General features: G+C 72.3%; 21 protein-coding genes. 14 read left to right on the top strand and 7 right to left on the bottom strand.

The features are described 5' to 3' along the window. The first annotated feature begins 12 nt into the window (after nucleotides 1-12). Both leuE and ACFYUZ_RS13485 read left to right on the top strand, forming a co-directional pair. Nucleotides 13-666: a leucine efflux protein LeuE gene (gene leuE, locus ACFYUZ_RS13490; protein WP_389308491.1), complete on the top strand. Its 654-nt coding sequence runs from the start codon at nucleotides 13-15 to the stop codon at nucleotides 664-666. 50 nt (nucleotides 667-716) lie between these two features. Beyond that, on the top strand, nucleotides 717-1538 hold the full coding sequence (locus ACFYUZ_RS13485) for a MerR family transcriptional regulator (protein WP_389308489.1): 822 nt from the start codon (nucleotides 717-719) through the stop codon (nucleotides 1536-1538). A 67-nt stretch (nucleotides 1539-1605) separates the two neighbouring features. On the opposite strand, the gene ACFYUZ_RS13480 is transcribed toward ACFYUZ_RS13485, so the two are convergent. Beyond that, a complete protein-coding gene (locus ACFYUZ_RS13480; protein ID WP_389308568.1) occupies nucleotides 1606-2871 on the bottom strand; it encodes a polysialyltransferase family glycosyltransferase in 1266 nt (421 codons plus the stop codon). A gap of 50 nt (nucleotides 2872-2921) precedes the next feature. Next, nucleotides 2922-4046, bottom strand: coding sequence for a glycosyltransferase family 2 protein (locus ACFYUZ_RS13475; RefSeq protein WP_389308488.1), 1125 nt, complete (start codon nucleotides 4044-4046; stop codon nucleotides 2922-2924). 219 nt (nucleotides 4047-4265) lie between these two features. Here ACFYUZ_RS13475 and ACFYUZ_RS13470 point away from each other — a divergent pair, with 219 nt between their 5' ends. The 11 genes from ACFYUZ_RS13470 (at nucleotide 4266) to ACFYUZ_RS13420 (ending at nucleotide 17439) form a co-directional block, all read left to right on the top strand. After that, nucleotides 4266-5555 (top strand): DUF6716 putative glycosyltransferase, encoded by a 1290-nt coding sequence (locus ACFYUZ_RS13470; RefSeq protein WP_389308486.1) that lies wholly within the window; start codon nucleotides 4266-4268, stop codon nucleotides 5553-5555. After that, the gene (locus ACFYUZ_RS13465; protein WP_389308484.1) at nucleotides 5555-6754 is read left to right on the top strand and encodes a cytidylyltransferase domain-containing protein; all 1200 of its coding nucleotides are present in this window, start codon (nucleotides 5555-5557) and stop codon (nucleotides 6752-6754) included. Before ACFYUZ_RS13470 ends, ACFYUZ_RS13465 begins: the two co-directional genes overlap by 1 nt. A gap of 9 nt (nucleotides 6755-6763) precedes the next feature. After that, a complete protein-coding gene (locus ACFYUZ_RS13460; RefSeq protein WP_389308482.1) occupies nucleotides 6764-7657 on the top strand; it encodes an N-acetylneuraminate synthase family protein in 894 nt (297 codons plus the stop codon). Beyond that, a complete protein-coding gene (locus ACFYUZ_RS13455; RefSeq protein ID WP_389308481.1) occupies nucleotides 7654-8757 on the top strand; it encodes a hypothetical protein in 1104 nt (367 codons plus the stop codon). Before ACFYUZ_RS13460 ends, ACFYUZ_RS13455 begins: the two co-directional genes overlap by 4 nt. Before the next feature lie 116 nt (nucleotides 8758-8873). After that, nucleotides 8874-10094 (top strand): amidohydrolase, encoded by a 1221-nt coding sequence (locus ACFYUZ_RS13450; protein ID WP_389308479.1) that lies wholly within the window; start codon nucleotides 8874-8876, stop codon nucleotides 10092-10094. A 320-nt stretch (nucleotides 10095-10414) separates the two neighbouring features. Continuing rightward, the gene (locus tag ACFYUZ_RS13445; RefSeq protein WP_389308477.1) at nucleotides 10415-11479 is read left to right on the top strand and encodes a BMP family protein; all 1065 of its coding nucleotides are present in this window, start codon (nucleotides 10415-10417) and stop codon (nucleotides 11477-11479) included. A gap of 117 nt (nucleotides 11480-11596) precedes the next feature. Then, complete coding sequence (locus ACFYUZ_RS13440; protein ID WP_389308476.1) at nucleotides 11597-13309, top strand: ABC transporter ATP-binding protein; 1713 nt, start codon at nucleotides 11597-11599, stop codon at nucleotides 13307-13309. Beyond that, nucleotides 13306-14421: an ABC transporter permease gene (locus ACFYUZ_RS13435; protein WP_389308474.1), complete on the top strand. Its 1116-nt coding sequence runs from the start codon at nucleotides 13306-13308 to the stop codon at nucleotides 14419-14421. Before ACFYUZ_RS13440 ends, ACFYUZ_RS13435 begins: the two co-directional genes overlap by 4 nt. Further along, a complete protein-coding gene (locus ACFYUZ_RS13430; RefSeq protein ID WP_389308472.1) occupies nucleotides 14418-15680 on the top strand; it encodes an ABC transporter permease in 1263 nt (420 codons plus the stop codon). Before ACFYUZ_RS13435 ends, ACFYUZ_RS13430 begins: the two co-directional genes overlap by 4 nt. Continuing rightward, nucleotides 15677-16081 (top strand): cytidine deaminase, encoded by a 405-nt coding sequence (locus ACFYUZ_RS13425; protein WP_389308471.1) that lies wholly within the window; start codon nucleotides 15677-15679, stop codon nucleotides 16079-16081. The genes ACFYUZ_RS13430 and ACFYUZ_RS13425 overlap by 4 nt, the downstream gene beginning before the upstream one ends. Nucleotides 16082-16161: 80 nt before the next feature. Then, a complete protein-coding gene (locus tag ACFYUZ_RS13420; protein WP_389308469.1) occupies nucleotides 16162-17439 on the top strand; it encodes a thymidine phosphorylase in 1278 nt (425 codons plus the stop codon). Between the two features lie 78 nt (nucleotides 17440-17517). Here the strand turns inward: ACFYUZ_RS13420 and ACFYUZ_RS13415 are convergent, their stop codons facing one another. Together ACFYUZ_RS13415 and ACFYUZ_RS13410 are read right to left on the bottom strand one after the other, a co-directional pair. After that, nucleotides 17518-18597 carry a hypothetical protein gene (locus ACFYUZ_RS13415; RefSeq protein ID WP_389308468.1) on the bottom strand — a complete coding sequence of 360 codons (1080 nt, stop codon included), beginning with the start codon at nucleotides 18595-18597 and terminating at the stop codon, nucleotides 17518-17520. After that, nucleotides 18594-19253 (bottom strand): HAD family hydrolase, encoded by a 660-nt coding sequence (locus ACFYUZ_RS13410; protein ID WP_389308466.1) that lies wholly within the window; start codon nucleotides 19251-19253, stop codon nucleotides 18594-18596. The genes ACFYUZ_RS13415 and ACFYUZ_RS13410 overlap by 4 nt, the downstream gene beginning before the upstream one ends. A gap of 50 nt (nucleotides 19254-19303) precedes the next feature. Between ACFYUZ_RS13410 and ACFYUZ_RS13405 the strand changes: the two genes are divergently transcribed. Next, nucleotides 19304-19579 carry an STAS domain-containing protein gene (locus ACFYUZ_RS13405; protein WP_389308464.1) on the top strand — a complete coding sequence of 92 codons (276 nt, stop codon included), beginning with the start codon at nucleotides 19304-19306 and terminating at the stop codon, nucleotides 19577-19579. Here ACFYUZ_RS13405 and ACFYUZ_RS13400 read toward each other — a convergent pair. The 3 genes from ACFYUZ_RS13400 to ACFYUZ_RS13390 all read right to left on the bottom strand — a co-directional run bounded on the left by ACFYUZ_RS13400 (nucleotide 19576) and on the right by ACFYUZ_RS13390 (nucleotide 22695). Then, nucleotides 19576-20547, bottom strand: a complete 972-nt coding sequence (locus ACFYUZ_RS13400; RefSeq protein WP_389308462.1) for a sigma-70 family RNA polymerase sigma factor — start codon at nucleotides 20545-20547, stop codon at nucleotides 19576-19578. The two genes, ACFYUZ_RS13405 and ACFYUZ_RS13400, sit on opposite strands and share 4 nt — an antisense overlap. A gap of 84 nt (nucleotides 20548-20631) precedes the next feature. Then, complete coding sequence (locus ACFYUZ_RS13395; RefSeq protein WP_389308460.1) at nucleotides 20632-21339, bottom strand: L,D-transpeptidase family protein; 708 nt, start codon at nucleotides 21337-21339, stop codon at nucleotides 20632-20634. Nucleotides 21340-21435: 96 nt separating this feature from the next. Next, nucleotides 21436-22695 (bottom strand): MFS transporter, encoded by a 1260-nt coding sequence (locus ACFYUZ_RS13390; protein ID WP_389308458.1) that lies wholly within the window; start codon nucleotides 22693-22695, stop codon nucleotides 21436-21438. Nucleotides 22696-22751: the final 56 nt, after the last annotated feature.

The raw sequence follows: 22751 nt of genomic DNA, 5'->3' as shown, positions 1-22751 counted from the left end.
ACACTCCGCTTCATGCTGGGTGTCACCGATCTGCCGACCTATCTCGCCGGGCTCGTCCTCATCATCCTCCTGCCGGGGCCGAACTCGCTGTACGTGCTGTCCGTCGCCGCCCGCAAGGGCACCCGGACCGGATACAAGGCCGCCGCCGGGGTGTTCACCGGCGACGCCGTCCTGATGACGCTCGCCGCCCTCGGCGCCGCCTCGCTGCTCCAGACCACCCCGCTCCTCTTCATGATCGTGAAGTACGCGGGCGCCGGCTATCTGACCTGGATGGCGATCGGCATGCTGCGGGCCGCCCTGGCCATGTGGCGCACCCGGCACGAGACAGCCGTCGGGTCCGCCGACGAGCCGGACGCCGGACCGTCCGAGCACCCGTACCGCCGCGCGCTGATCATCAGCCTCTTCAACCCGAAGGCGATCCTCTTCCTGATCTCCTTCTTCGTGCAGTTCGTGGACCCGTCCTACGCCTACCCGGCGCTCTCCTTCCTGGTCCTCGGCACCCTGCTCCAGCTCGGCAGCTTCCTCTACCTGACGACCCTGATATTCGGCGGCACCCGCCTCGCCGAGGCGTTCCGCCGCCGCAAGCGCCTCTCGGCCGGGGCCACCTCCGCCGCCGGAGCCCTCTTCCTCGGCTTCGCCGCGAAGCTCTCGCTCAGCAGCGCCTGACCGGGCCGCTTGACCCTCACACCGTGTGAGGCCGTTCCGTAGGGGGCGTCATGTTCACCATCGGAGACTTCGCCCGGCACGGGCGGGTGTCGGTCCGGATGCTGCGCCACTACGACGCCATCGGACTGCTGCGCCCGGCCCACGTCGACCCGCACAGCGGCTACCGCTTCTACTCGGCGGACCAGCTCGCCCCGCTCAACCGCGTCATCGCGCTCAAGGACCTCGGCTTCACCCTCGAACAGGTGGGGGCGATCCTCCGGGACGAGCTCGGCGCGGAGGAGCTGCGGGGGATGCTGCGCCTGCGCCAGGCCGAGCTGGAAGCGGCCCTGGAGGCGGCGCGGGCCCGGCTCGCCCAGGTCGGTGCGAGGCTCCGAGCCATCGAGAGCGAGGGACGCATGTCCACCCAGGACGTCGTCGTCAAGAAGGTTCCCGCCGTCCGCGTCGCCGAACTGAGCGGGGTCGCCGCGGGCTTCGCACCCGAGGACATCGGCCCGGTCGTCGGACCGCTGTACGAGGAGCTGTGCGGCCGTCTGGAGAGCGCGGGCGTCACCGGCTTCGGACCGGGCATCGCGTACTACGAGGACGCGGGCAGGGGGGACGGCTCGGTCCTCGTGCACGCGGGCATGACCGTGCCCGAGGGCACGGTCGTGGAGGGCGTCGAGGTGGTGGTCCTGCCCGGCATCGAGGAGGCGGCGACCGTCGTCCACCGGGGTTCGATGGACGAGATCCTGCCGACCGTGCAGACCCTGGCCGCCTGGATCGACACCAACGGCTACGCCTCCGCCGGGTACGCCCGTGAGTTGTACCTGGAGTGCCCGGAGGACCCGGCCGGCTGGGTCTCCGAGATCCAGGAGCCGATCGTCCGCGTCTGACCGCACGTCCCCGCGGGCCCGGCACCCCCGCACGGGTCCCGGGCCCCGCCGTCCCGGTGGTGGTTCCCTACCGCTTCAGCGCCTTGCGCAGCCGCAGGGCGCGGCGCGCGAGCCGGCGGACCTTCGGGTGGCGGGGGATCGGCAGGCCGCCCGGCAGGTTCAGGACGGTGAGGCGGCGCCGGGTGAAGTGGTGCCGGGTGCGCTCGGCGAGCGGGCCCGAGAGGTGCCGCACCGCCGGCTCCCGCAGCTCCGGGCGTATCTTCGGCTGCATCGCGAAGCCGACCGCCGCGACCAGGTCGTTCAGCTGCTCCGTACCGAGCCCGGTGCCGCCGCCGTCCCCCTCCTCCAGGGGCGGGACGACCGCGTCGACGACCGTGAGCGGGATCCGGTTGCTGTTCTGGAACGGCGTGAGCCGCTCCAGGAGGGCGCGCGTGCCGACCCGGGCGGCCGGTGTCCCGTAGAAGGTCGCCGCGGTGAGCAGCGCCGTGGAGAAGCAGCCGACGACGAGCGCGGGCCGCAGCTCGCGGTAGAGCACCTCGGCGAGCACCGGCCGGTCCTCGACGGTCAGCTCGGCGCCGAGCTCCGTCGCCGCCTCCACCAGCGCCCGCGACCAGGAGTCCGGGGCGGTCGGGTGCGGCTTGAAGACGAGCCTCCGGTGGCCGCGGGCGATCGCGCCCCGGACCATCCGCAGGTGCAGCTCCTCCTCCTCGGCGGCGGTCAGCAGGTTCAGCGCGGCCAGGTACTGGCCGAGGAGCAGCGCGGGGCCGTCCTGCGAGCCGCTGGCGGGGGGCCCCGCCAGCTCCTCGACGACCTTCGTGAACGCCTCCGTCGGCACCGCCTCCGGCACCGCGCCGAACTCGGCGAGCAGCAGCGGCGCGAGTCCGGGGACGAGGTCCAGGTGCAGCAGCCGGCCCACGCGGCCGCCGATGAGCGGGTCGATCTTGTTGCGGGTCGGGCCGTAGCTCATCAGGCCGTCCGCGTACACCGTGATCGGCGCGTCGGGGAGCAGCTGGGCGATGGCGAGCGCGGGCGTGACCTGGAGCGATTCGAGGGCGAGTTCGACGCGGTCGTCGCCGAGGTCCCAGAGCTTCCGCAGATGGCGCTGGAGGAGCGGCAGATCGCTGGGGCGCGGGGTCCAGCCGGCCGGGTGGAGCGGGGAGATCGTCTCGTTCCAGGACAGGACGGAGTCGAAGCGGCCGCGCAGCCGCTCGAAGCCCTCGGCCTCGTCCAGGGCGGGGGTCGTCTCCGGCACGGCCGCGTTGTTGGTGACGAGGAGGATCCGGCGGTCGGCGGGGCCGAAGCAGCCGCTGTCGAGCGCCGCGGCGAGCGTCACGGCGCCGTAGAGCGTGGAGGCGCAGAAGATCTGGGTGGTCCGGCGGGCGCTCACGCGGCCACCTCCGCCGACGCGCCGGAGCCGGAGCCCGTGCCGGAGGCCGAGGCCGTGCCGGAGTCCGGGGCCGTGGCCGAGCCCGTGCCGGAGTCCGTGCCTGTGCCCGTGCCCGAGTCCGGGCCCGTGACCGGCTCGCGGGCCGGGCCCGTCGGCGGTGGTGCGGGCCGGCGCCTGCGCAGCCTGCGCAGCAGCGTCGCGCGGTCCCCGCCCATCGCGGTCAGGGCCTCGTCGAGGACCTCCTGCGGCATCCGCCGCAGCGCGCCCGCGCTCATCGCCTTCAGCTGACGCGCCACCTGCGGCTCGAACCTTTCGATCGAACCGATGTGATGGGAAATCACCGCGCAATACGTACGGACGGCCTTGGGGAGAAGAAGATCCGCGTCCGGGTCTTTCGCCGTCTCTTCGATCACCTGATCGAAGGCGCGAATGAAATCCAATTGCCGGACGTCGCCGATCTGGGTGAGCGAGGTCGCCACCCCGCGCCGGTAGAACACGCCGAGTTCCCCGATCGCGGCGAACGATTCCGCCTCGCGGTGGAGTTTCCAGATCCACGGCCGGTCCTCGGCGGTCCGCAGCCCGTGCGGGAAGTGCAGCAGGCCGCGGTCCAGGAGCCGCCGGTGGTAGATCCCGGCCCAGGCGTACGGGTAGTCGACCGAGGTCGTCCGGTGCGCCGGCAGGATCGCGTCCCGCGGGCGCAGCACCTCGCCCCGCCGGGGGACCGGCACCCGGCGCACCGCGCGGTTGCGGCCGGTGACCGTGACGTGGTCGGTGCGCAGGAAGTCGCAGCGCAGCGACTCGGCGGCGGCGACGAGCCGGCCGTAGTAGCCGGGGGCGAGCCAGTCGTCCCCGTCGAGGAAGGCGACGTACTCGCCGCGGGCGGCGTCGAGGCCGGTGTTCCGGGCCGTGGCGAGGCCCTCGTTGTGCTCGTGCCTGATCAGGACGGCACCCGGGATCTCGCGCACGGCCCGTTCGAGGAGTTCGGGAGTCCCGTCGGTCGAGCAGTCGTCGACGAGGAGGAACTCGAAGTCCTCGCGGGCGTTGGCCCGCAGGCTCGTGAGGGTGTCGGGGGCGTATGTCTGCACGTTGAAGAACGGCACGACGACGGAGAGCTTGACCACGCGGCCGACGCTAGGCGCCGCCCCGGCATTGCCGCCGACCGCCGGACGGCCTTTCGGTGAACACCAAGCGGCGGGCCGATTAACCGCCTTTCCCCGCAAGGAGAATCGGCCTTACCGCGGCCGAATGGCGACCCGCTTCAGCGGGCGGAGAGGCTCTGTTCACCGTTTGTTGCGACTCAGTTGGGACGAAAAGCGGAATGCCCTTCTAGCGTCCTCGACGTGCCAGCAAGTACCAGAGAAGCGGTACGGGTCGCCGTACTCGCCGACTCCGACACCCGGTGGAAATGGGGCGCCCTCACCGCGCGCCGCATCACCACGGCGACCGCCGAACCCACCGGATTCGTCCTGCGCGGACGGGCCACGCCCACCGCGCGCCAGCTCGCCGAGACCGGGGTGTCCGAGACCGCCCCGCGCGAGGTGACGGGCGCGGAGTTCCTGCGTGCGATACGGGACGCGGAGGCGCGCGGCGAGGGATTCGACGTCCTCGTGCTCGCCCTGGTCGGAGGCACCGTCCGGGCCGTCCTCCAGGGGCTGGCCGACCTCTCCCCGGAGCGGCGTCCGGTGGTCGTCACCGGCTATGTCGGCGTCGTCTACGAGAAGCTGACCGACGGCCTGCTGCTGCGCCACGGCGCCGACGTGGTCCTCGCCAACTCCCGCCACGACGCCGAGCGTTTCCGCGCGGTCTACGAGGGCGTGGGCGTCGGCGCCGCATCCGTCGTCGAGGCCGCGCTGCCCTTCCTGGGCGGCGCGCCGCACGCCCCCGAGGCCGGCCGCGACACGCTGGTCTTCGCCGCCCAGCCCTCCGTGCCCGCCACCCGGGCCGAGCGGTCCTACGTGCTGCGGCGGCTGATCGCCCACGCCCGCCTCCACCCGGGGCGGGAGGTGCTCCTCAAGCTCCGCTCCAAGCCGGGCGAACACACCACGCACCTGGAGGAGTTCCCGTTCCAGAAGCTGGTGCGCGAGCTCGACCCGCCGGCCAACTTCCGGCTGGTGTACGGACACATGGGCGAGGTCCTCGACCGCACCGACCTGCTGGTCACCGTCTCCTCCACGGCCGCGCTCGAAGCGCTCCACCGCCGGATCCCCACCGCTATCCTCACCGACCTCGGGGTCCGCGAGGCGCTCGGCAACCACCACTTCGTCGGCTCCGGCCTGCTGACCTCCTTCGACCGGCTCGACAAGGGGGACGTGCCGGCACCCGACGAGGCCTGGCTCGCCCGGCAGGGCGTGGCGTCCGACGGCTCGTACGAGGAGGCCTTCGACGCCGCCCGGGAGCGGGTCGCGGAGCTCCTCGCGCTCCCCGCCCTGCCCCCGATCAGCCCCTACTACACCGCGGAGACGGCCCCCGGCTACCTGCCCGGGATCCTCGCCCGCCACCGCCTGGACGTCACCGCGCCCGAGCCCCGCGAGAGCGGGCTGCGCCGGGTCGTCCGGGAGGCCGCGCGGGGCGCGTACCGCCACGGCGTGCAGCGCGTCGCCCCCGTCATCCGCCGCCTGGGAGAACTGTGATGACCCCGACCGTGCCGACCGTCCTCGCCGTGATCCCCGCCCGGGGCGGCTCCAAGGGCGTGCCCGCCAAGAACCTCGCGCCGGTGGCCGGGGTCCCCCTGGTGGCCCGCGCCGTCCACGCCTGCCTCGGCGCCCGCACCGTCACGCACGTCGTGGTCTCCACCGACGACGAGGCCATCGCGGCCGCGGCCCGCACCGCCGGGGCCGAGGCCGTCCGGCGGCCCGCCGAGATCGCCGGCGACACGGCCACCAGCGAGGCCGCGGTCCTGCACGCCCTGGACGCCTTCGAGGCCTCCCACGGCCGCCCGGCCGACGTGGTCCTCCTCGTCCAGTGCACGAGCCCCTTCCTCACCTCCGCCGAGGTCGCCGAGACCGCCGGGCGCATCACCTCGGGCGCCGCCGACACCGCCTTCACGGCCGCCCCGTCCCACGGCTTCCTGTGGCGCGACACCCCCGAAGGGGCCACCGGCGTCAACCACGACAAGGCGCACCGCCCGCGCCGCCAGGACCGCGAGCCCGAGTACCTGGAGACCGGCGCCGTCTACGCGATGGACGCGGCCGGCTTCCGCACCCACGGGCACCGCTTCTTCGGCCGCACCGCGCTCGTCGTCACCGACCCCGCCCGGGTCCTGGAGATCGACGACCCGCACGACCTCGCCCGCGCCAAGGTCCTCGCGCCGCTCCTCGACGAGCCCGTCACGCCCGGCTTCGCCGACGTCGACGCCGTCGTCCTCGACTTCGACGGCACCCAGACCGACGACCGGGTCCACCTCGACGCCGAGGGACGCGAGTTCGTCTCCGCGCACCGGGGCGACGGCCTCGGCATCGCGGCCCTGCGCCGCGCCGGACTGCCCGTCCTCATCCTCTCCACCGAGCAGAACGCCGTGGTCGCCGCCCGCGCCCGCAAGCTCAAGATCCCCGTCCTGCACGGCATCGACCGCAAGGACCGCGCCCTCAAGGAGTGGTGCGAGGCCGAGGGCATCGACCCGCAGCGCGTCCTCTACGCCGGCAACGACGTCAACGACCTGCCCTGCTTCCACCTCGTCGGCTGGCCCGTCGCGGTGAGCAGCGCCCACGACTCCGTGCGGGCCGCCGCCCGCGCGGTCACCGTCACCCCGGGCGGCGCCGGAGCGATCCGCGAGATCGCCGCCTGGCTCCTCGGACCCGAGCTCGACACCCCCAACTCGCCCACCCCGTAAGGAACGATCATGAACTCCCGTCTGCGCACCCTCGGCTCCAAGACCGCCGGCCCGGGGCACCCCGTCTACGTCTGCGGCGAGATCGGCATCAACCACAACGGCGACCTCGACAACGCCTTCAAGCTGATCGACGTGGCCGCCGAGGCCGGCTGCGACGCCGTCAAGTTCCAGAAGCGCACCCCGGAGATCTGCACCCCGCGCGACCAGTGGGACATCGAGCGCGACACCCCCTGGGGCCGGATGACGTACATCGACTACCGCCACCGCGTGGAGTTCGGCGAGGACGAGTACCGCAAGATCGACGAGTACTGCAAGGAGAAGGGGATCGACTGGTTCGCCTCCCCGTGGGACACCGAGGCCGTCGCCTTCCTGGAGAAGTTCGACGTCCCCGCCCACAAGGTCGCCTCCGCCTCCCTCACCGACGACGAGCTGCTGCGCGAGCTGCGCGCCACCGGCCGCACGGTCATCCTCTCCACCGGCATGTCGACGCCGAAGCAGATCCGGCACGCCGTCGAGGTCCTCGGCAGCGACAACATCCTGCTCTGCCACGCCACCTCGACCTACCCGGCCAAGGCCGAGGAGCTCAACCTCCGCGTCATCCAGACGCTCCAGGAGGAGTACCCGAACGTCCCGATCGGCTACTCCGGCCACGAGACCGGCCTCCAGACCACGCTGGCCGCCGTCGCCCTCGGCGCCACCTTCGTCGAGCGCCACATCACCCTCGACCGCGCCATGTGGGGCTCCGACCAGGCCGCCTCCGTCGAGCCGCAGGGCCTCCAGCGCCTGGTCCGCGACATCCGCACCATCGAGGCCGCGCTCGGCGACGGCGTGAAGAAGGTGTACGAGTCGGAGCTCGGCCCGATGAAGAAGCTCCGCCGGGTCCAGGGCACCGTCGCCGCATGACCGGGCAGCTGGCGTTCGTCGAGAGCCCGGTCCAGCTTCTGAACGTCCTGGAGTGGGCGCACACGCAGAACCCGGGGGGCCGCACGGCCCCCTCGACCGGGGGACCGGCGGACGCCGCCCCGCCCCTCACCGTCGTCGTCCTCTCGCCGACCGACCCCATGTCGCGGGGCCAGCTGCGCCGGATGGCGCAGCTGGCCCGCGACCAGGGCCTCACCGTCCGCTGGCAGGAGGCCCGCGGCGGCCGGGGCTCGCTCGTCCGCACCCTGCGCGCGCTCGCCGGGCCGCTGCGCGCGGCGGAGCGGGTGATCATCGGGGATCCCTTCTCCCGGTACGTCCAGCTGCTCCTGACCCTCTTCGCCCCCCGGCACCTGACGGTGGTCGACGACGGCACCGCGACCATGGAGTTCGCCGCCCAGCTCGGCCGCGGCGAGCGACTGGTGCGCTGGCACCGCAAGGGCGGCCTGGGCCCCCGCGAGCTGGTCCTCGCCCCGGTCACGACCCTCGCCCGGCGGCGGCTCGCCCCCGCCGGGAGCCGTACGGTCGAGATCTTCACCTCGCTGCCCGTGGAGGCCCCGCCGGGCATCACGGTCACCGAGAACGCGTACGCCTGGACCCGGGACGCCTTCGGGCCGCCGCTGCTCACCGGCGGGGCGGACCTGGTCGGCACCTCGCTGGTCGAGACGGGCGTCGTCGACGCCGACCACTACGCGCGCGTGGTGGACGAGCTGGCCCGCGCCCACGGTGCCACCCGCTACTTCGCCCACCGCAGGGAGAGCGCCGAGAAGCTGCACCGGATCGCGGTCGACACGGGCCTCCAGGTGGTCCGGCCCGATCTGCCCCTGGAACTGATCGCCCGGCGCGGCCCCATCGGGCGTACGGTCGTCAGCTTCCCGTCCACGGTGGTGCACACCCTGCCGCTGGCCCTCGCCGGCACGGGGGTGAAGGTCGCCGTCGTCGAGATAGCGCCCGAGTGGCTGCGGGCGACCGCCTCGCCGCGCGCGCAGGGTTTTCTGGCGGGCGTGGCGGGTACCGCGGCCCATGAGGTCGACCGGCTCACCACCCGTGTGACGCATCACACGGAGCGGCTCGAATTCGGCTGAGCGTACCCACTGGGAGTGAGGTTCATGCCTGGGAAACCGAGATTCTTTCCCCTAAGGGGCTGAAATTCTCGTGATCAACGGGCAGTTGACCTCTCCGCGGGCCTACCCTTCAAAGGGTGAACCAGTTGAAGTCCCGTGAGCCAGGCTCCGTCACCCTGCCCGGAACGCTGTCCGAACCCCTGCGGGCCGAACTCGTGGCCTTCCGCAGGGACTTGCACATGCACCCCGAGCTCGGGAACCAGGAGTTCCGTACGACCGCCGCGCTCAAGGCCCGTCTGGAGGCGGCCGGCCTCGCGCCGAAGGTCCTGCCGGGCGGCACCGGACTTCACTGTGACATCGGCAGCCGGGCCGTCGGCCGGTCCATGCTCGCGATCCGCGCCGATCTCGACGCCCTGCCCATCCCCGACGCCAAGACCGTCGCCTACCGCTCCACCGTGGCCAACCGCGCCCACGCCTGCGGACACGACGTCCACACCACCACCGTCCTCGGTGCCGGACTCGTCCTCGCCGAGCTCGACCGCCAGGGCCTCCTGCCGAACGCCGTGCGGCTCATCTTCCAGCCCGCCGAGGAGGTCCTGCCCGGCGGCGCCGCCGACGCCGTCGAGGCCGGGATCCTGGACGGCGTGGGCCGGATCATCGCCGTCCACTGCGACCCCCGGGTCGACGCCGGGAAGATCGGGCTCCGGGCGGGCCCCATCACCTCCGCCTGCGACCGTCTGGAGATCACCCTCGACGGCCCCGGCGGCCACACCGCCCGCCCGCACCTCACCACCGACCTCGTCACCGCCGCCGCCCGGGTCGCCACCGACGTCCCCGCCGTCCTCGCCCGCCGCGTCGACGCCCGCTCGGGCCTCTCGGTCACCTGGGGCCGCATCGAGGCCGGCCACGCCCCCAACGTCATCCCGCAGCACGCCGAGCTCTCCGGCACCGTCCGCTGCCTCGACCTGCCCGCCTGGCGGGACGCGCCCGACCTGGTCCACGCGGCGATCGACGAGGTCGCCACCCTGCACCGCGCCAAGTCCACCGTCACCTACGTCCGCGGCGTCCCCCCGGTCGTCAACGACCCGGCGGTCGCCGAGCTGCTCCGCGACGCGATGACGGCCCGCCGCGGACCGTACGCGATCGAGGACACCGAGCAGAGCCTCGGCGGCGAGGACTTCTCCTGGTACCTGGAGCACGTCCCCGGCGCCATGGCCCGCCTCGGCGTCCGCACCCCGGGCGACACCCGGGTCCGCGACCTGCACGCCGGTGACTTCGACGTGGACGAGCGGTGCATCGAGTCCGGCGTGGAGCTCTTCACGGCCGCGGCCCTCCTGGACGCCGCGCCCCAGAACTGACCCCGGCCGGACGGGCGGGGAGGGCCGGAGGGGTGGCGGAAACGGCGCCCCGCGGCCCCCTCATCCGTCCGGCCCACCGCCGTCCCACGGCCGGCCCAGCGCCCGGCGCGTCGCCTCCCGGCCCCTGTCCGGCCGTCCGTCTCCGGCGGTATAACCGGCAGTACCGGGCCGAACGCCCCCGGTCGCCTCGGCTGGCCGGTTCGCGACGATCCGATAACGACTCATGAACGGGTCTTTAACTGACATCTACGCGCGTTACGATCGCCGCGAAACCAGCGCCGGAAGAGGCGCTTTCGGTCAGTCTTGAAGGGACCCTCCTCTTGCGCCGGATCACCAGGATCACGACCGTGGGCATCGCCTCCGCGGCGCTCGCGCTGTCCGCCACCGCGTGCGGCAAGTCGTCCAACGACCCGGGTTCGAGCTCCAGCTCGTCCTCGGCCTCGGGCGCCCTCAAGGCCGCCATCGCGTACGACATCGGCGGCCGTGGCGACCAGTCGTTCAACGACGCCGCCTACGCCGGCCTGAAGAAGGCCGAGGCCGAGCTCGGCGTCAAGGGCTCCGAGGCCGAGCCGTCGCAGGGCGAGAGCGACGCCGACAAGGTCGCGCGCCTCACCTCGCTGGCCCGCGCCGGGAACAACCCGGTCATCGGCGTCGGCTTCTCCTACGCCCCGGCCATCGAGAAGGTCGCCAAGACCTTCCCGAAGACCACCTTCGGCCTCATCGACGACACGTCGAAGACCGGCCCGAACATCGCCAACCTCGTCTTCAACGAGGAGCAGGGCTCCTACCTGGCCGGCGTCGCCGCCGCCAAGGCGTCCAAGACCGGCACGGTCGGCTTCATCGGCGGCGTCGAGGTCCCGCTGATCAAGAAGTTCGAGGCGGGCTTCACGCAGGGCGTCAAGGACACCAACCCCAAGGCGAAGGTGCTCACCCAGTACCTGACCCAGCCGCCGAACTTCGACGGCTTCTCGAAGCCCGACCTGGGCAAGGCCGCCGCGGAGGGCCAGCTCGACAAGGGCGCCGACGTGATCTACGCCGCCGCCGGTCTGGCCGGCGCCGGTGCCATCGAGGCCACCGCCACCGCGGGCAAGTGGGCCATCGGCGTCGACTCCGACCAGTACAAGCAGGCGGGTCTGGCCGCGTACAAGGACCACATCCTGACCTCGGTCACCAAGGACGTCTCCGGCTCGGTCTTCAACGTGATCAAGTCGGTCAAGGACGGCAAGCCGCAGAACGGTGAGATCCGTTACGGCCTCGCCACCAACGGCGTCGGCCTGGCCGACTCCAACCCGGCGTACACGAAGATGACGGACCTCATCGCCGCGGTGGACAAGGCGAAGAAGGAGATCGTCGACGGCAAGATCACGGTCAAGACCGCTCCGTAAGGGCACCAGGTCACGACCTGAGCCCGGGCCCGGGATCCGATGGCACCCCCGCCGGATCCCGGGCCCTGGGCCCATTCCCGTACGGGTTTTCATTTTTCGGCAGCGCTACGCGCGTAGATGTCTCCCTGGCACGATAACTTCGCCCCGCCCTGCCCTCCCGCTCCCACTCCTTCCGGCCAAGGAGAGTGCGTCATCAACGCGTCCAGCCCCCCTGCCGTAGAACTGCACGGCATCACCAAGCGTTTCCCCGGCGTCGTCGCCAACAAGGACATCGCCATCACGGTCCGCAAGGGCACCGTGCACGCCCTCATCGGCGAGAACGGTGCCGGCAAGTCGACCCTCATGAAGATCCTCTACGGCATGCAGAAGCCGGACGAGGGCACCATCGCGGTCGACGGCGAGCAGGTCACCTTCTCCACCCCCGGTGACGCCATCGCCCGCGGCATCGGCATGGTGCACCAGCACTTCATGCTCGCCGACAACCTCACGGTCCTGGAGAACGTCGTCCTCGGCGGCGAGAAGCTCCACGGCATCGGCGCCCAGGCGCGGAAGAAGATCAAGGAGATCTCCGACGCGTACGGCCTCGGGGTCCGCCCCGACGCGCTCGTCGAGGACCTCGGCGTCGCCGAGCGGCAGCGCGTGGAGATCCTCAAGGTCCTCTACCGCGGCGCGAGGATCCTCATCCTCGACGAGCCGACCGCCGTCCTCGTCCCGCAGGAGGTCGACGCGCTCTTCGACAACCTGCGCGAGCTCAAGGCCGAGGGCCTCACGGTCATCTTCATCTCGCACAAGCTGGGCGAGGTCCTGAAGGTCGCCGACGACATCACCGTCATCCGCCGGGGCACCACGGTCGGCACCGCCGACCCGAAGACCGCCACCACCAAGCAGCTCGCCGAGCTGATGGTCGGCAGCGAGCTGCCCTCGCCGGAGACCCGCGAGTCGACGGTCACGGACGTCCCGATGCTCCAGGTGGAGGGCCTGACCCTGACCGAGGCCGGCGCCGCCGCGGCCGCCCCGCTCACCACCGCCGCCCCGCCGGACCCGTCCGGCGCGGTCGCCGTCCAGGAGATCGGCGCGGGCCGCAAGCTCCTCGACGACATCTCGCTCACCATCCACAAGGGCGAGATCCTCGGCATCGCCGGTGTCGAGGGCAACGGCCAGACCGAGCTCATCGAGGCCCTCATGGGCATGAACTCGCCCGACGCGGGCGTCATCCGCCTCGACGGCGAGGACATCTCCACGGTCTCCGTCCGCAAGCGTCGCGAGGGCGGCATCGGCTACATCCCCGAGGACCGCCACCGGCACGGCCTGCTCCTGGAGGCCCCCCTCTGGGAGAACCGCATCCTCGGCCACGTCACCGAGGCCCCCAACTCCAAGCGCGGCATCCTCGACCCCAAGGCCGCCCGCAAGGACACCGAGCGGATCGTGCGCGAGTACGACGTCCGCACGCCCGGCATCGACGTCACCGCGGCCTCCCTCTCCGGAGGCAACCAGCAGAAGCTGATCGTCGGCCGCGAGATGAGCCACAACCCCAAGTTCCTGATCGCCGCCCACCCCACCCGCGGCGTGGACGTCGGCGCGCAGGCGCAGATCTGGGACGCGATCCGGGACGCCCGCCGCGCGGGCCTCGCGGTGCTGCTGATCTCCGCCGACCTCGACGAGCTGATCGGCCTGTCCGACACGCTCCGGGTCATGTACCGCGGCAAGCTGGTCGCCGACGCCGACCCCGCCACCATCACGCCCGAGCAGCTGGGCTCCGCCATGACCGGCGCAGCCACCGGCCGCCTCGAAGGCACCGAAGAGCAGTCCGAAGACGGTGACGCCCGATGATGAAAATCGACAAGGACAAGCTGATCATCGGGGCCGCCGGCCCCGTGCTCGCGCTGGTCTCGTCCTTCGTGCTCACCGTCCTGGTGCTGCTCGCGACGGGCCTCGACCCGATCGAGCCGATCCGGCTGATGATCGAGAACGCCGGCTACTCCGACGTCCAGGTCCTCATCGTCAACCAGACCGGGATCTACTACCTGGCAGCGCTGGCCGTGGCCATCGGCTTCCGGATGAACCTCTTCAACATCGGCGTCGAGGGCCAGTACCGCCTCGCCGCGATGGTCTCGGCGCTGGTGGGTGCGGCCATCGACCTGCCCGGTCCGCTGCACATCCTGGTCATCGTGCTCGTCGCCATCGCGACCGGTGCCCTCTGGGCCGGTATCGCGGGCATCCTGAAGACCACCCGGGGCGTCTCCGAGGTCGTCTCCACGATCATGCTCAACGCCATCACCACCTCCCTGGTGGCCTGGCTGATCCTGCCGAAGAACTTCGGCGTCCAGCCCGCCGGCTCCAACGACCTCACCACCGGTCAGATCCCCGAGTCCGGCTGGTTCCCCGGCATCGACATGGGCGACGGCGGCCAGATCTACGGCTTCACCTTCGTCGCGCTCGCGCTCGGCGTCGTCTACTGGTTCATGCTCAACCGCACCCGCTTCGGCTTCGACCTGCGCGCCACCGGTGGGAGCGAGTCCGCGGCCCAGGCCAGCGGCGTCGACGCCAAGAAGATGATCCTCACCGCGATGCTGATCTCGGGCGGCCTCGCCGGTCTGGCCGGCATGCCGATCCTGCTCGGCGAGTCGCACACGTACAGCCTGGCCTTCCCGGTCAACGTCGGCTTCACCGCCATCACCATCGCGCTGCTCGGCCGCAACCACCCGGTCGGCATCCTCTTCTCGGCCCTCCTCTTCGCGTTCCTCGACAAGGCGTCCTCCAGCCTGGACGTCGCGGGTTACCCGAAGGAGATCACCGAGATCATGCAGGGCATCATCGTGATCGCCGTGGTCGTCTCCTACGAGCTCGTCCGCCGTTACGGCCTCCGCCGCCAGCAGCAGAAGGTCGGCGAGGAGCTCGCCGCCGGCGGCGCCATCAAGACCGACAAGGAGGTGACGGCATGAGCACCGGCACCGTTGCCAAGCCGAGCGCCGCGCCCAAGAAGGCCGGACGCCGCAAGCTGACCTGGCCCTGGATCCTGCTGATCGTCGCGGCCGGTCTCGTCCTCTTCTCGCTCGTCCGGGCCGTCTCCGGGGCCGACGACCTCACCTCCGTCGGCCAGATCTCCGGCGCGCTCCAGCTCGCCGTGCCGATCGCCATGGCCGGTCTCGGCGGCCTGTGGGCCGAGCGCGCGGGCGTCGTCAACATCGGCCTCGAAGGCATGATGGTCCTCGGCACCTGGTTCGGCGCCTGGGCCGGCTACCAGTGGGGCCCGTGGACGGGTGTCGTCGTCGGCATCCTCGGCGGCGCGGTCGGCGGTCTGCTGCACGCGATCATCACCGTCACGTTCAACGTGAACCACATCGTCTCCGGTGTGGCGATCAACATCCTCGCGGTCGGCTTCACCAAGTACCTGTCGAACTTCACCTTCGCCGAGGCCGAGGGCGGCTCCTCCAAGCAGTCCCCGCGGATCGACCAGATCACCGACATCACCATCCCGGGACTCTCGGACTGGCTGATCGACCTCCAGCAGAAGCACTGGTTCCTGATCTCGGACATCGCCGGCATCCTCGGCGGCCTGGTCACCCACCTGTCGCTGCTGACGATCGTGGCCGCCCTGCTCATCCCGGCCACCTGGTGGATCCTGTGGCGCACGGCCTTCGGCCTGCGCCTGCGCTCCTGCGGTGAGAACCCGGTCGCGGCCGAGTCCCTCGGCGTCAACGTCTACAAGTACAAGTACATCGCCGTCGTCGTCTCCGGCGGCCTCGCCGGCCTCGGCGGCGCCTTCCTCGCGATCGTCTCCACCGGCATCTACCAGGAGGGCCAGACCGGCGGCCGCGGCTACATCGGTCTCGCCGCGATGATCTTCGGCAACTGGATGCCCGGCGGCATGGCGCTCGGCGCGAGCCTCTTCGGCTTCACCGACAGTCTCAAGATCCGCGGCGGCGCCGAGAACGTCCACGCGCTGCTGCTGCTCGTCGCGCTGCTCCTGGTGATCGCCGCGCTGTGGCAGCTGTACAAGAAGAAGTACGTGGTGGCGGCCATCTCCGCCGCCTTCTCCGCGGCCTTCTTCCTCTGGTACTTCCTGACCGACGAGGTTCCGAGCCAGTTCGTCGACGCCGCCCCGTACATCACCACCCTGCTGGTGCTCGCCCTCTCGGCGCAGCGCCTGCGGATGCCGAAGGCGGACGGCCTGCCGTACCGGAAGGGCCAGGGCAAGTGACGCCCGCCCCCCAGGGGCCCGACTGGGACCTGCTCCGGGAGACCGCCCGCGAGGCGATGTCCCACGCGTACGCCCCGTACTCGGGCTACCCGGTCGGCGCGGCGGCCCTCGTGGACGACGGGCGGGTGATCTCCGGCTGCAACGTGGAGAACGCCTCCTTCGGCCTCGGCCTGTGCGCCGAGTGCGGGCTCGTCTCGCAGCTCCAGGCGACCGGCGGCGGGCGCCTGACGCACTTCGTGTGCGTGGACAGCCGGGGCGAGTCCCTGGTCCCCTGCGGGCGCTGCCGTCAGCTCCTGTACGAGTTCGGCGGCCCCGAGCTCGTCCTGGAGACCCCGGCGGGGTTCCTGACCCTGGCCGAGATGCTCCCGCAGGCCTTCGGGCCCGACCACCTCGCCAAGTAACACCTCGGAGCGGCCCTTCCGCCACCATGGAAGGGTCGCTCCCCCTTTCCCCCTCTATGCGCGTAGAAAGAGGCACCACCATGGACGTCATCTCCGTCATCCGCACCAAGCGGGACAAGGGCGAGCTGAGCCCCGAGCAGATCGACTGGGTCATCGACGCCTACACCCGCGGGGCGGTCGCCGACGAGCAGATGTCCGCCCTGGCCATGGCCATCCTGCTGAACGGCATGAACCGCACGGAGATCGCCCGCTGGACCGCCGCCATGATCGCGTCCGGTGAGCGCATGAACTTCGACGCGCTCTCCCGCCCCACCGCCGACAAGCACTCCACCGGCGGCGTCGGCGACAAGATCACCCTTCCGCTCGCCCCGCTCGTCGCGGCCTGCGGCGCGGCCGTGCCGCAGCTCTCCGGCCGGGGCCTCGGCCACACCGGCGGCACGCTCGACAAGCTGGAGTCCATCCCCGGCTGGCGCGCGCTGCTCTCCAACGAGGAGATGCTGCACGTCCTCGACACCACGGGCGCGGTCATCTGCGCGGCGGGCGACGGCCTGGCCCCGGCGGACAAGAAGCTGTACGCCCTCCGCGACGTCACGGGCACGGTCGAGGCGATCCCGCTGATCGCCTCGTCGATCATGTCGAAGAAGATCGCCGAGGGCACCGGCTCGCTCGTCCTGGACGTCAAGGTCGGCACCGGCGCCTTCATGAAGAACATCGAGGACGCGCGGGAGCTGGCGCGGACGATGGTCGGCCTCGGCACCGACAGCGGTGTGAAGACCGTCGCGCTCCTCACCGACATGTCGACCCCGCTCGGCCTCACCGCGGGCAACGCCCTGGAGGTCCGCGAGTCGGTGGAGGTCCTCGCCGGCGGCGGCCCGAAGGACGTCGTCGAGCTGACGATCGCCCTCGCGGCCGAGATGCTGGCCGCGGCCGGCATCAAGGACGCCGACCCGGCGAAGGCCCTCAAGGACGGCTCGGCGATGGACGTCTGGCGCCGGATGATCGCGGCCCAGGGCGGCGACCCCGACGCGACCCTCCCGGTCGCCCGCGAGCAGCACGTCGTCACGGCCCCGTCGACCGGTGTCCTCACCCGCCTCGACGCGTACGACATCGGCATCGCCGCCTGGCGCCTGGGCGCGGGCCGCGCCCGCAAGGAGGACCCGGTGCAGGCGGGCGCGGGCGTCGAGCTCCACGCGAAGCCGGGCGACACGGTGACGGAGGGCCAGCCGCTGCTGACCCTCCACACGGACACCCCGGAGAAGTTCGACTACGCCCTGAAGTCCCTGGAGTCGGCCTGGGACATCGCGGCCCCGGGCACGGCGTTCACCCCGGACCCGATCGTGCTGGACCGCATCGCGTAGGCATCCGCCCGCGACACCCCCGGCAGGACGGGGCCGGTGGACCGCCACCGGCCCCGTCCGGCACGTCGCGCCCCGTCCTCAGCCGAGCGCCCGCCACGCCTCCCGGTCGTCCGGCAGACCGAGGCCGCCGAGGGTGATGCGGCGATTGCCGTTGATCGGGCCCCACAGCTCCTCCCGGGCCGCCACCTCCCGTGCGAGACCCCGCTGCTCCTCCGTCGGGCCGTCCGGCCACCCCGCGGGGAACGCGACCTTCAGATACGGGCCCAGATCCGGACAGGGGGCGAGGCGGAAGGCCCGGGGCAGGGCCGCGAGGGACGCGCCGTACAGCCGGGAGAAGTCCCGCACCCGGTCGCACAGCACCGCGACCAGCGTCCAGCGGGGCGGCTCGCCCCCGAAGCGGGGAAGGCCCGCCAGGGCGTCGAACCCGGTCGGCGTCACCGCCATCCGCAGCAGCTCCTCGTGCGCCGCGGGGTCGTCCGCGAGCGGCGGGGTCATCGCCGCGGCACATCGCACCAGCGGGCTCGGGTCCGCGAGGAAGGGCGCGGGGTCGCCGCCGAGCCCTCCCAGGTCCATGACCAGCGAGGCGCGCTCCTCCACGGACTCCGCCGCCGCGGCGAGGCGCGCCAGCCGGGGCAGCAGCCCGGGCGCCCGGTCCGCCGCGTCCGGGTGGGCCAGGAGGGCGGTGACCGCCGCCCACGCGTGCGCCCGCACCTGCCCGTCCGGGTCCTCCAGGAAGTCCGCCACCGGGGCCACGAGCTCCGGAAGCAGGTCCCAGCAGTCGAGGGCCGCCTCCGCGAGGACCAGGTCGCCGGTCTCGTCGCCCCACCGGTCGACCTGGTCGTCCTCGTCGGCGGCGGCGTACGCGACGGTCCACGCCTCCGTCGGGGCCGCCGCGACCCGGGCGCGGAGCTCCTCGACACCGGAGCCCATGCGCACCGCCGAGGCCACGTCCCGTACGAAGGACAGGCCCAGGACCGGGGCTTCCGGCAGCCGTGCCGCCACCGCCCGCAGCACCGGCGGGGTCGCCGGCCAGACCGAGCCCTGGTGCAGGATCGCCGACCACAGGTGGTCGCCGGCCGCCGCCAGCGGACCGGCGAGGACCCCGGCGGTGTCCGTCGCCGTCCCGTACGCGTGGAAGAGCCGGGACCAGTCGGTCATCGCAGGACCCCCGTCAGCAGGGCCGGGAGCTCGCGCATGTCGTCGAAGACGACCGTCCGCTCGCCCACGAGACGGTCCGCGCGGGTCAGGCCGCCGCAGTAGCCGAAGGCGCGCATGCCGGCGGCGCGCGCCGCCCGGACCCCGTAGGGGCTGTCCTCGACGACCGCGCAGCGCTCCGGCGGGACGCCCATGGCCGCCGCCGCGTGCAGGAAGAGGTCCGGGGCGGGCTTGCCCCGGGCGACGTCACGGGCGCTGAACACCCGGCCCTCGAAGCGGTCGAGCAGCCCGGCCCGGCCCAGGTTCCTGCCGATGGTGGGGTGGCTGCCGTTGGAGGCGAGGCAGTACGGGACGGACAGGGCGTCCAGGACGTCGACGACGCCCTCGACGGCCGTCAGCTCCGCGTCCAGGGCGTCCTCGTACCGCTGCCGGAAGGGGGCCTGCCAGCCGGGGGCGAGGGGACGGCCCCGCCGCTCCTCCACGATCGCGGTGAGCATCTCGTGCGAGGAGCCCACGAAGTACTCGGCCGTCTCCGCCTCGGTGAACTCGGCACCGAGCGAGGCGAAGACCTCCCGGTCCACCCGGCAGTAGATCCGCTCGCTGTCCACCAGCACGCCGTCACAGTCGAAGATCACCAGTTCGACAGGCTCAACAGTCATGATCGCGAGCCTAGCGATGAGTTCCGCGCACCCGGACGGTCGTACGGAACGTGGACACCAGTCAGCCCCTCGTCGTGACCCTGCCCGCCCGGCCCGGCGGGGAGGACGTCGCCCGGCTCTGCGCCGAGCTCGCCGCCGCCCCGCCCGGCGAGGTCGTCTGCGAGGCCGGCGCGCTCGCGGACGCCGACCTCACCGCCGTCGACGCCCTCGCCCGGCTGCGCCTCGCCGCCGGGCGCCGGGGCCACCGGATCCGCTTCGAGGGGGTGCGGCCCGAGCTGCGGGCCCTGCTCCTCCTGACCGGCCTCGCCGAAACCCTGGAGCTCTAGCCGTCCAGCCGCGCCGGCAGGTCGAAGAGCGGGAACCAGCGCTCGGTGTCCAGGAAGAAGTCCATCCCGCCGACCTTGCCGTCCCGCAGCTCCAGGACGATCAGCGCCCACGGGCTGTAGCCGCCCGCCGGGTCCGGGTGGTAGTGGGCGAAGGCCGGCGAGCCGTTCGCCACGGTCGCGACCAGCTTCGAGCCCCGGCACACGTCGCCGACGCCCAGCATCCAGCCGACGATGTCGTCGTGGCCCTGGAGCCACAGGTCGTACGGCGGCATGGACATCGTCGCGTCCTCGTGGAGCAGCGCCGTCAGCGCCTTCATGTCGTAGCCCTCGAAGGCCGCGACGTAGCGCTCCAGGAGCGCCTGCTGCTCCTCGTCCAGCGGGTTCGCCGGGTCGGAGGCGGCCGGCGCCTGCTCGGCGAGGGTCGCGCGGGCCCGCTGGAGCGCGCTGTTGACGGAGGCGACGGAGGTGCCGAGGAGCTCGGCGACCTCGCTCGCCTTCCACGCGAGGACCTCGCGCAGGATGAGCACGGCCCGCTGCTTAGGCGGCAGGTGCTGGAGCGCGGCCACGAAGGCGAGCCGCACGGTCTCGCGGGAGACGGCCGTCTCCGCCGGGTCGCCGGCCGACGGCAGGACCCGGCCGTCGGGGATCGGCTCCAGCCAGGTGATCTCCGGCTGCTTGACGAGCTGTGCCTGCGCCACCGGCGTCGGCGAGGTCAGGTCCATCGGCCGCGCCCTCCGGTTGCCGGCGTTCAGCGCGTCCAGACAGACGTTGGTGGCGATCCGGTACAGCCAGGACCGCAGCGAGGAGCGGCCCTCGAAGGAGTCGATGGCCTTCCAGGCGCGGACCATCGTGTCCTGCACCGCGTCCTCCGCCTCGAAGGAGGAGCCGAGCATCCGGTAGCAGTAACCGGTCAGTTCCCTGCGGTACTTGTCGAGATCGTCGGTCGTCGCGGTCACCACGTCGTTCATCGGGTCCACACCCCACTCACCCCTCACCGGCACCCGTTCGGTGCCGGTGAGAGGGAAGCTACCGCAGCCGACTGACAGCCGGGGTCAGGTTCCCGGCTTGCGCCCGTAGACGAAGACGTCGTCGCCGTTCCTGAGCAGGTTCCAGTACGCCTTCGCGTCCTTCGACGTCATGTTGACGCACCCGCCGGAACCCGGCGGGTTCCACATGGACTTGGTCGTCGAGTGGAACGCCTGCCCGCCGTCGAAGAACTGCGAGTACGGCATGGAGACGTGGTAGAGCGTCGACCAGTGGTTGATGTTCCGCCAGTAGATCTTCTTGAGACCGGTACGGGTCTCGGTGCCGTCCTTGCCCGTGCGGACCGGCACCGGCCCGTACTTGAGGCGCGCGCCGTCCTGGATCCAGCTGAGCTGGCGGGTCAGGTCGACGCAGGCGATCCGGCCCTTGTTGGTCGGGCAGGCTCCCGAGCGGTTGGGGTTGGTGCCCGCCGCCCTCTGCTGGAGCATCGTGTTCATGGTGCGCCACGTGACCGGCCCGGCGTACCCCATGGTCGGGGTGATGCCGTGCCTGCGCTGGAAGGCCTGGGTGGCCTGGCAGTCGGCGAGCGACTGGCGCCCGTCGACCGGCCGCCCGAGGAACTTCTCCACCTGCTTCTGGTACGGCCCCGTCGTCACGTTGCAGGACGCCGCCTGCGCCGGGGCCGTACCGAGCGCGATCGTCATCGGCACCACGAGCGACGTGATGCCGGCGGCGATGCCCGCTCTCCTGCCTATCCGTCGAGTGACTCTGTTCATGATCGTCAACTCCCCCTTGAGTCCCTGTCCTTGAGGACGTACGGGGGAGTGTGGCGGTTGCAGGCCAGAAGGGGAACCACGCGTTCCCGGTCAGTCCTAGGCGGTGGCCGGATGCGGGCGCCGGGCCGCGACGCGCGCGCTGTGCGAGCCGTACAGGGTGACCGAGACGACTCCGAGGACCGCGACCAGGCCGATCAGGACCGTACCCGCCCAGCCGCCCGCGTGGAAGGCGATCGCGCCGAGCGTGCCGCCCGCGCTGCTGCCCAGGTAGTACGCGGACTGGTACAGCGCCGAGGCCTGCGCGCGGCCCGTCTTCGCCGTGCGGCTCACCGAGGAGGAGGCGACCGCGTGGCCCGCGAAGAAGCCGGCCGTGATCAGGACCAGGCCCACCAGGACCGGGGCGAGGGAGTCCGACAGCGAGAACAGCAGGCCCGCCGCCGTCGTCGAGACCGCCAGGTACAGCGCCCCGCGCCGGCCGAGCCGTCCGACGAGCTTGCCGGCGGCCGCGGAGGAGACCGTGCCGACCAGGTAGATCAGGAAGATCGAGCCGATCACGCCCTGCGGCAGCGAGAACGGGGCCTCCACCAGGCGGTAGCCGATCACCGTGTACACGGCGCCGAAGACCGTCATGAACAGGGCGCCGATCACGTACAGACGCATGAGCAGCGGGTCGGAGAGGTGGCCCCGGACGGTCCGGGCCAGCGACTTCGGGTTCAGCGTGCCGGGGGTGAAGTGCCGGGCCTTCGGGAGCAGCGCCCGGAAGACGAGCGCGCAGACCAGGGAGGTCAGGCCGACGGCGGCCAGGCCGGCGCGCCAGCCCCACAGCTGGGAGACCCAGCCGGTCACGAGCCGTCCGCTCATGCCGCCGATCGAGTTGCCCGCCACGAAGAGGCCGATCGCGCCGATCAGCGCCCTGGGCCGCACCTCCTCGGCGAGGTACGCCATCGCGGAGGCCGGGAGGCCGGCCAGCGCGGCGCCCTGGACGGCGCGGAGCGCGATCAGGGACGCCAGGTTCGGGGCGAACGGCACCAGGAGCGCCACCGCGACCGCGACCGAGAGGGAGGCCGTCATCATCGCGCGCCGCCCGAAGCGCTCCGAGAGGGCGCTGAGCGGCAGGACGCAGAGGGCGAGGGCGCCGGTGGCGGCGGAGACCGTCCAGGAGGCGGCGGAGGCGGTGGCGCCGAACTCGGCCGAGATGGCCGGGAGGAGGGCCTGCGTGGAGTAGAGGAGGGCGAAGGTGGCCAGTCCGGCGGCGAAGAGCGCGAGGCTCATCCGGCGGTGGCCGGGGGTGCCGGGGGCGAGGCGGGTGTCGGCGGACGCGGTGGTGGCGGCCGCCTTGGTACTGGCGGGAGGCATGTCACGAACGTAGGCCGGTCCGGTTCATGCGTCCAATGCACGGAACTGCTGTAATC

Origin of the sequence: Streptomyces sp. NPDC004266 (assembly GCF_042874095.1) — a bacterium.
Lineage (GTDB): Bacteria > Actinomycetota > Actinomycetes > Streptomycetales > Streptomycetaceae > Streptomyces.
Note: the sequence above shows the minus strand (reverse complement) of the source record. Positions and strands in the feature narration are given on the sequence as shown.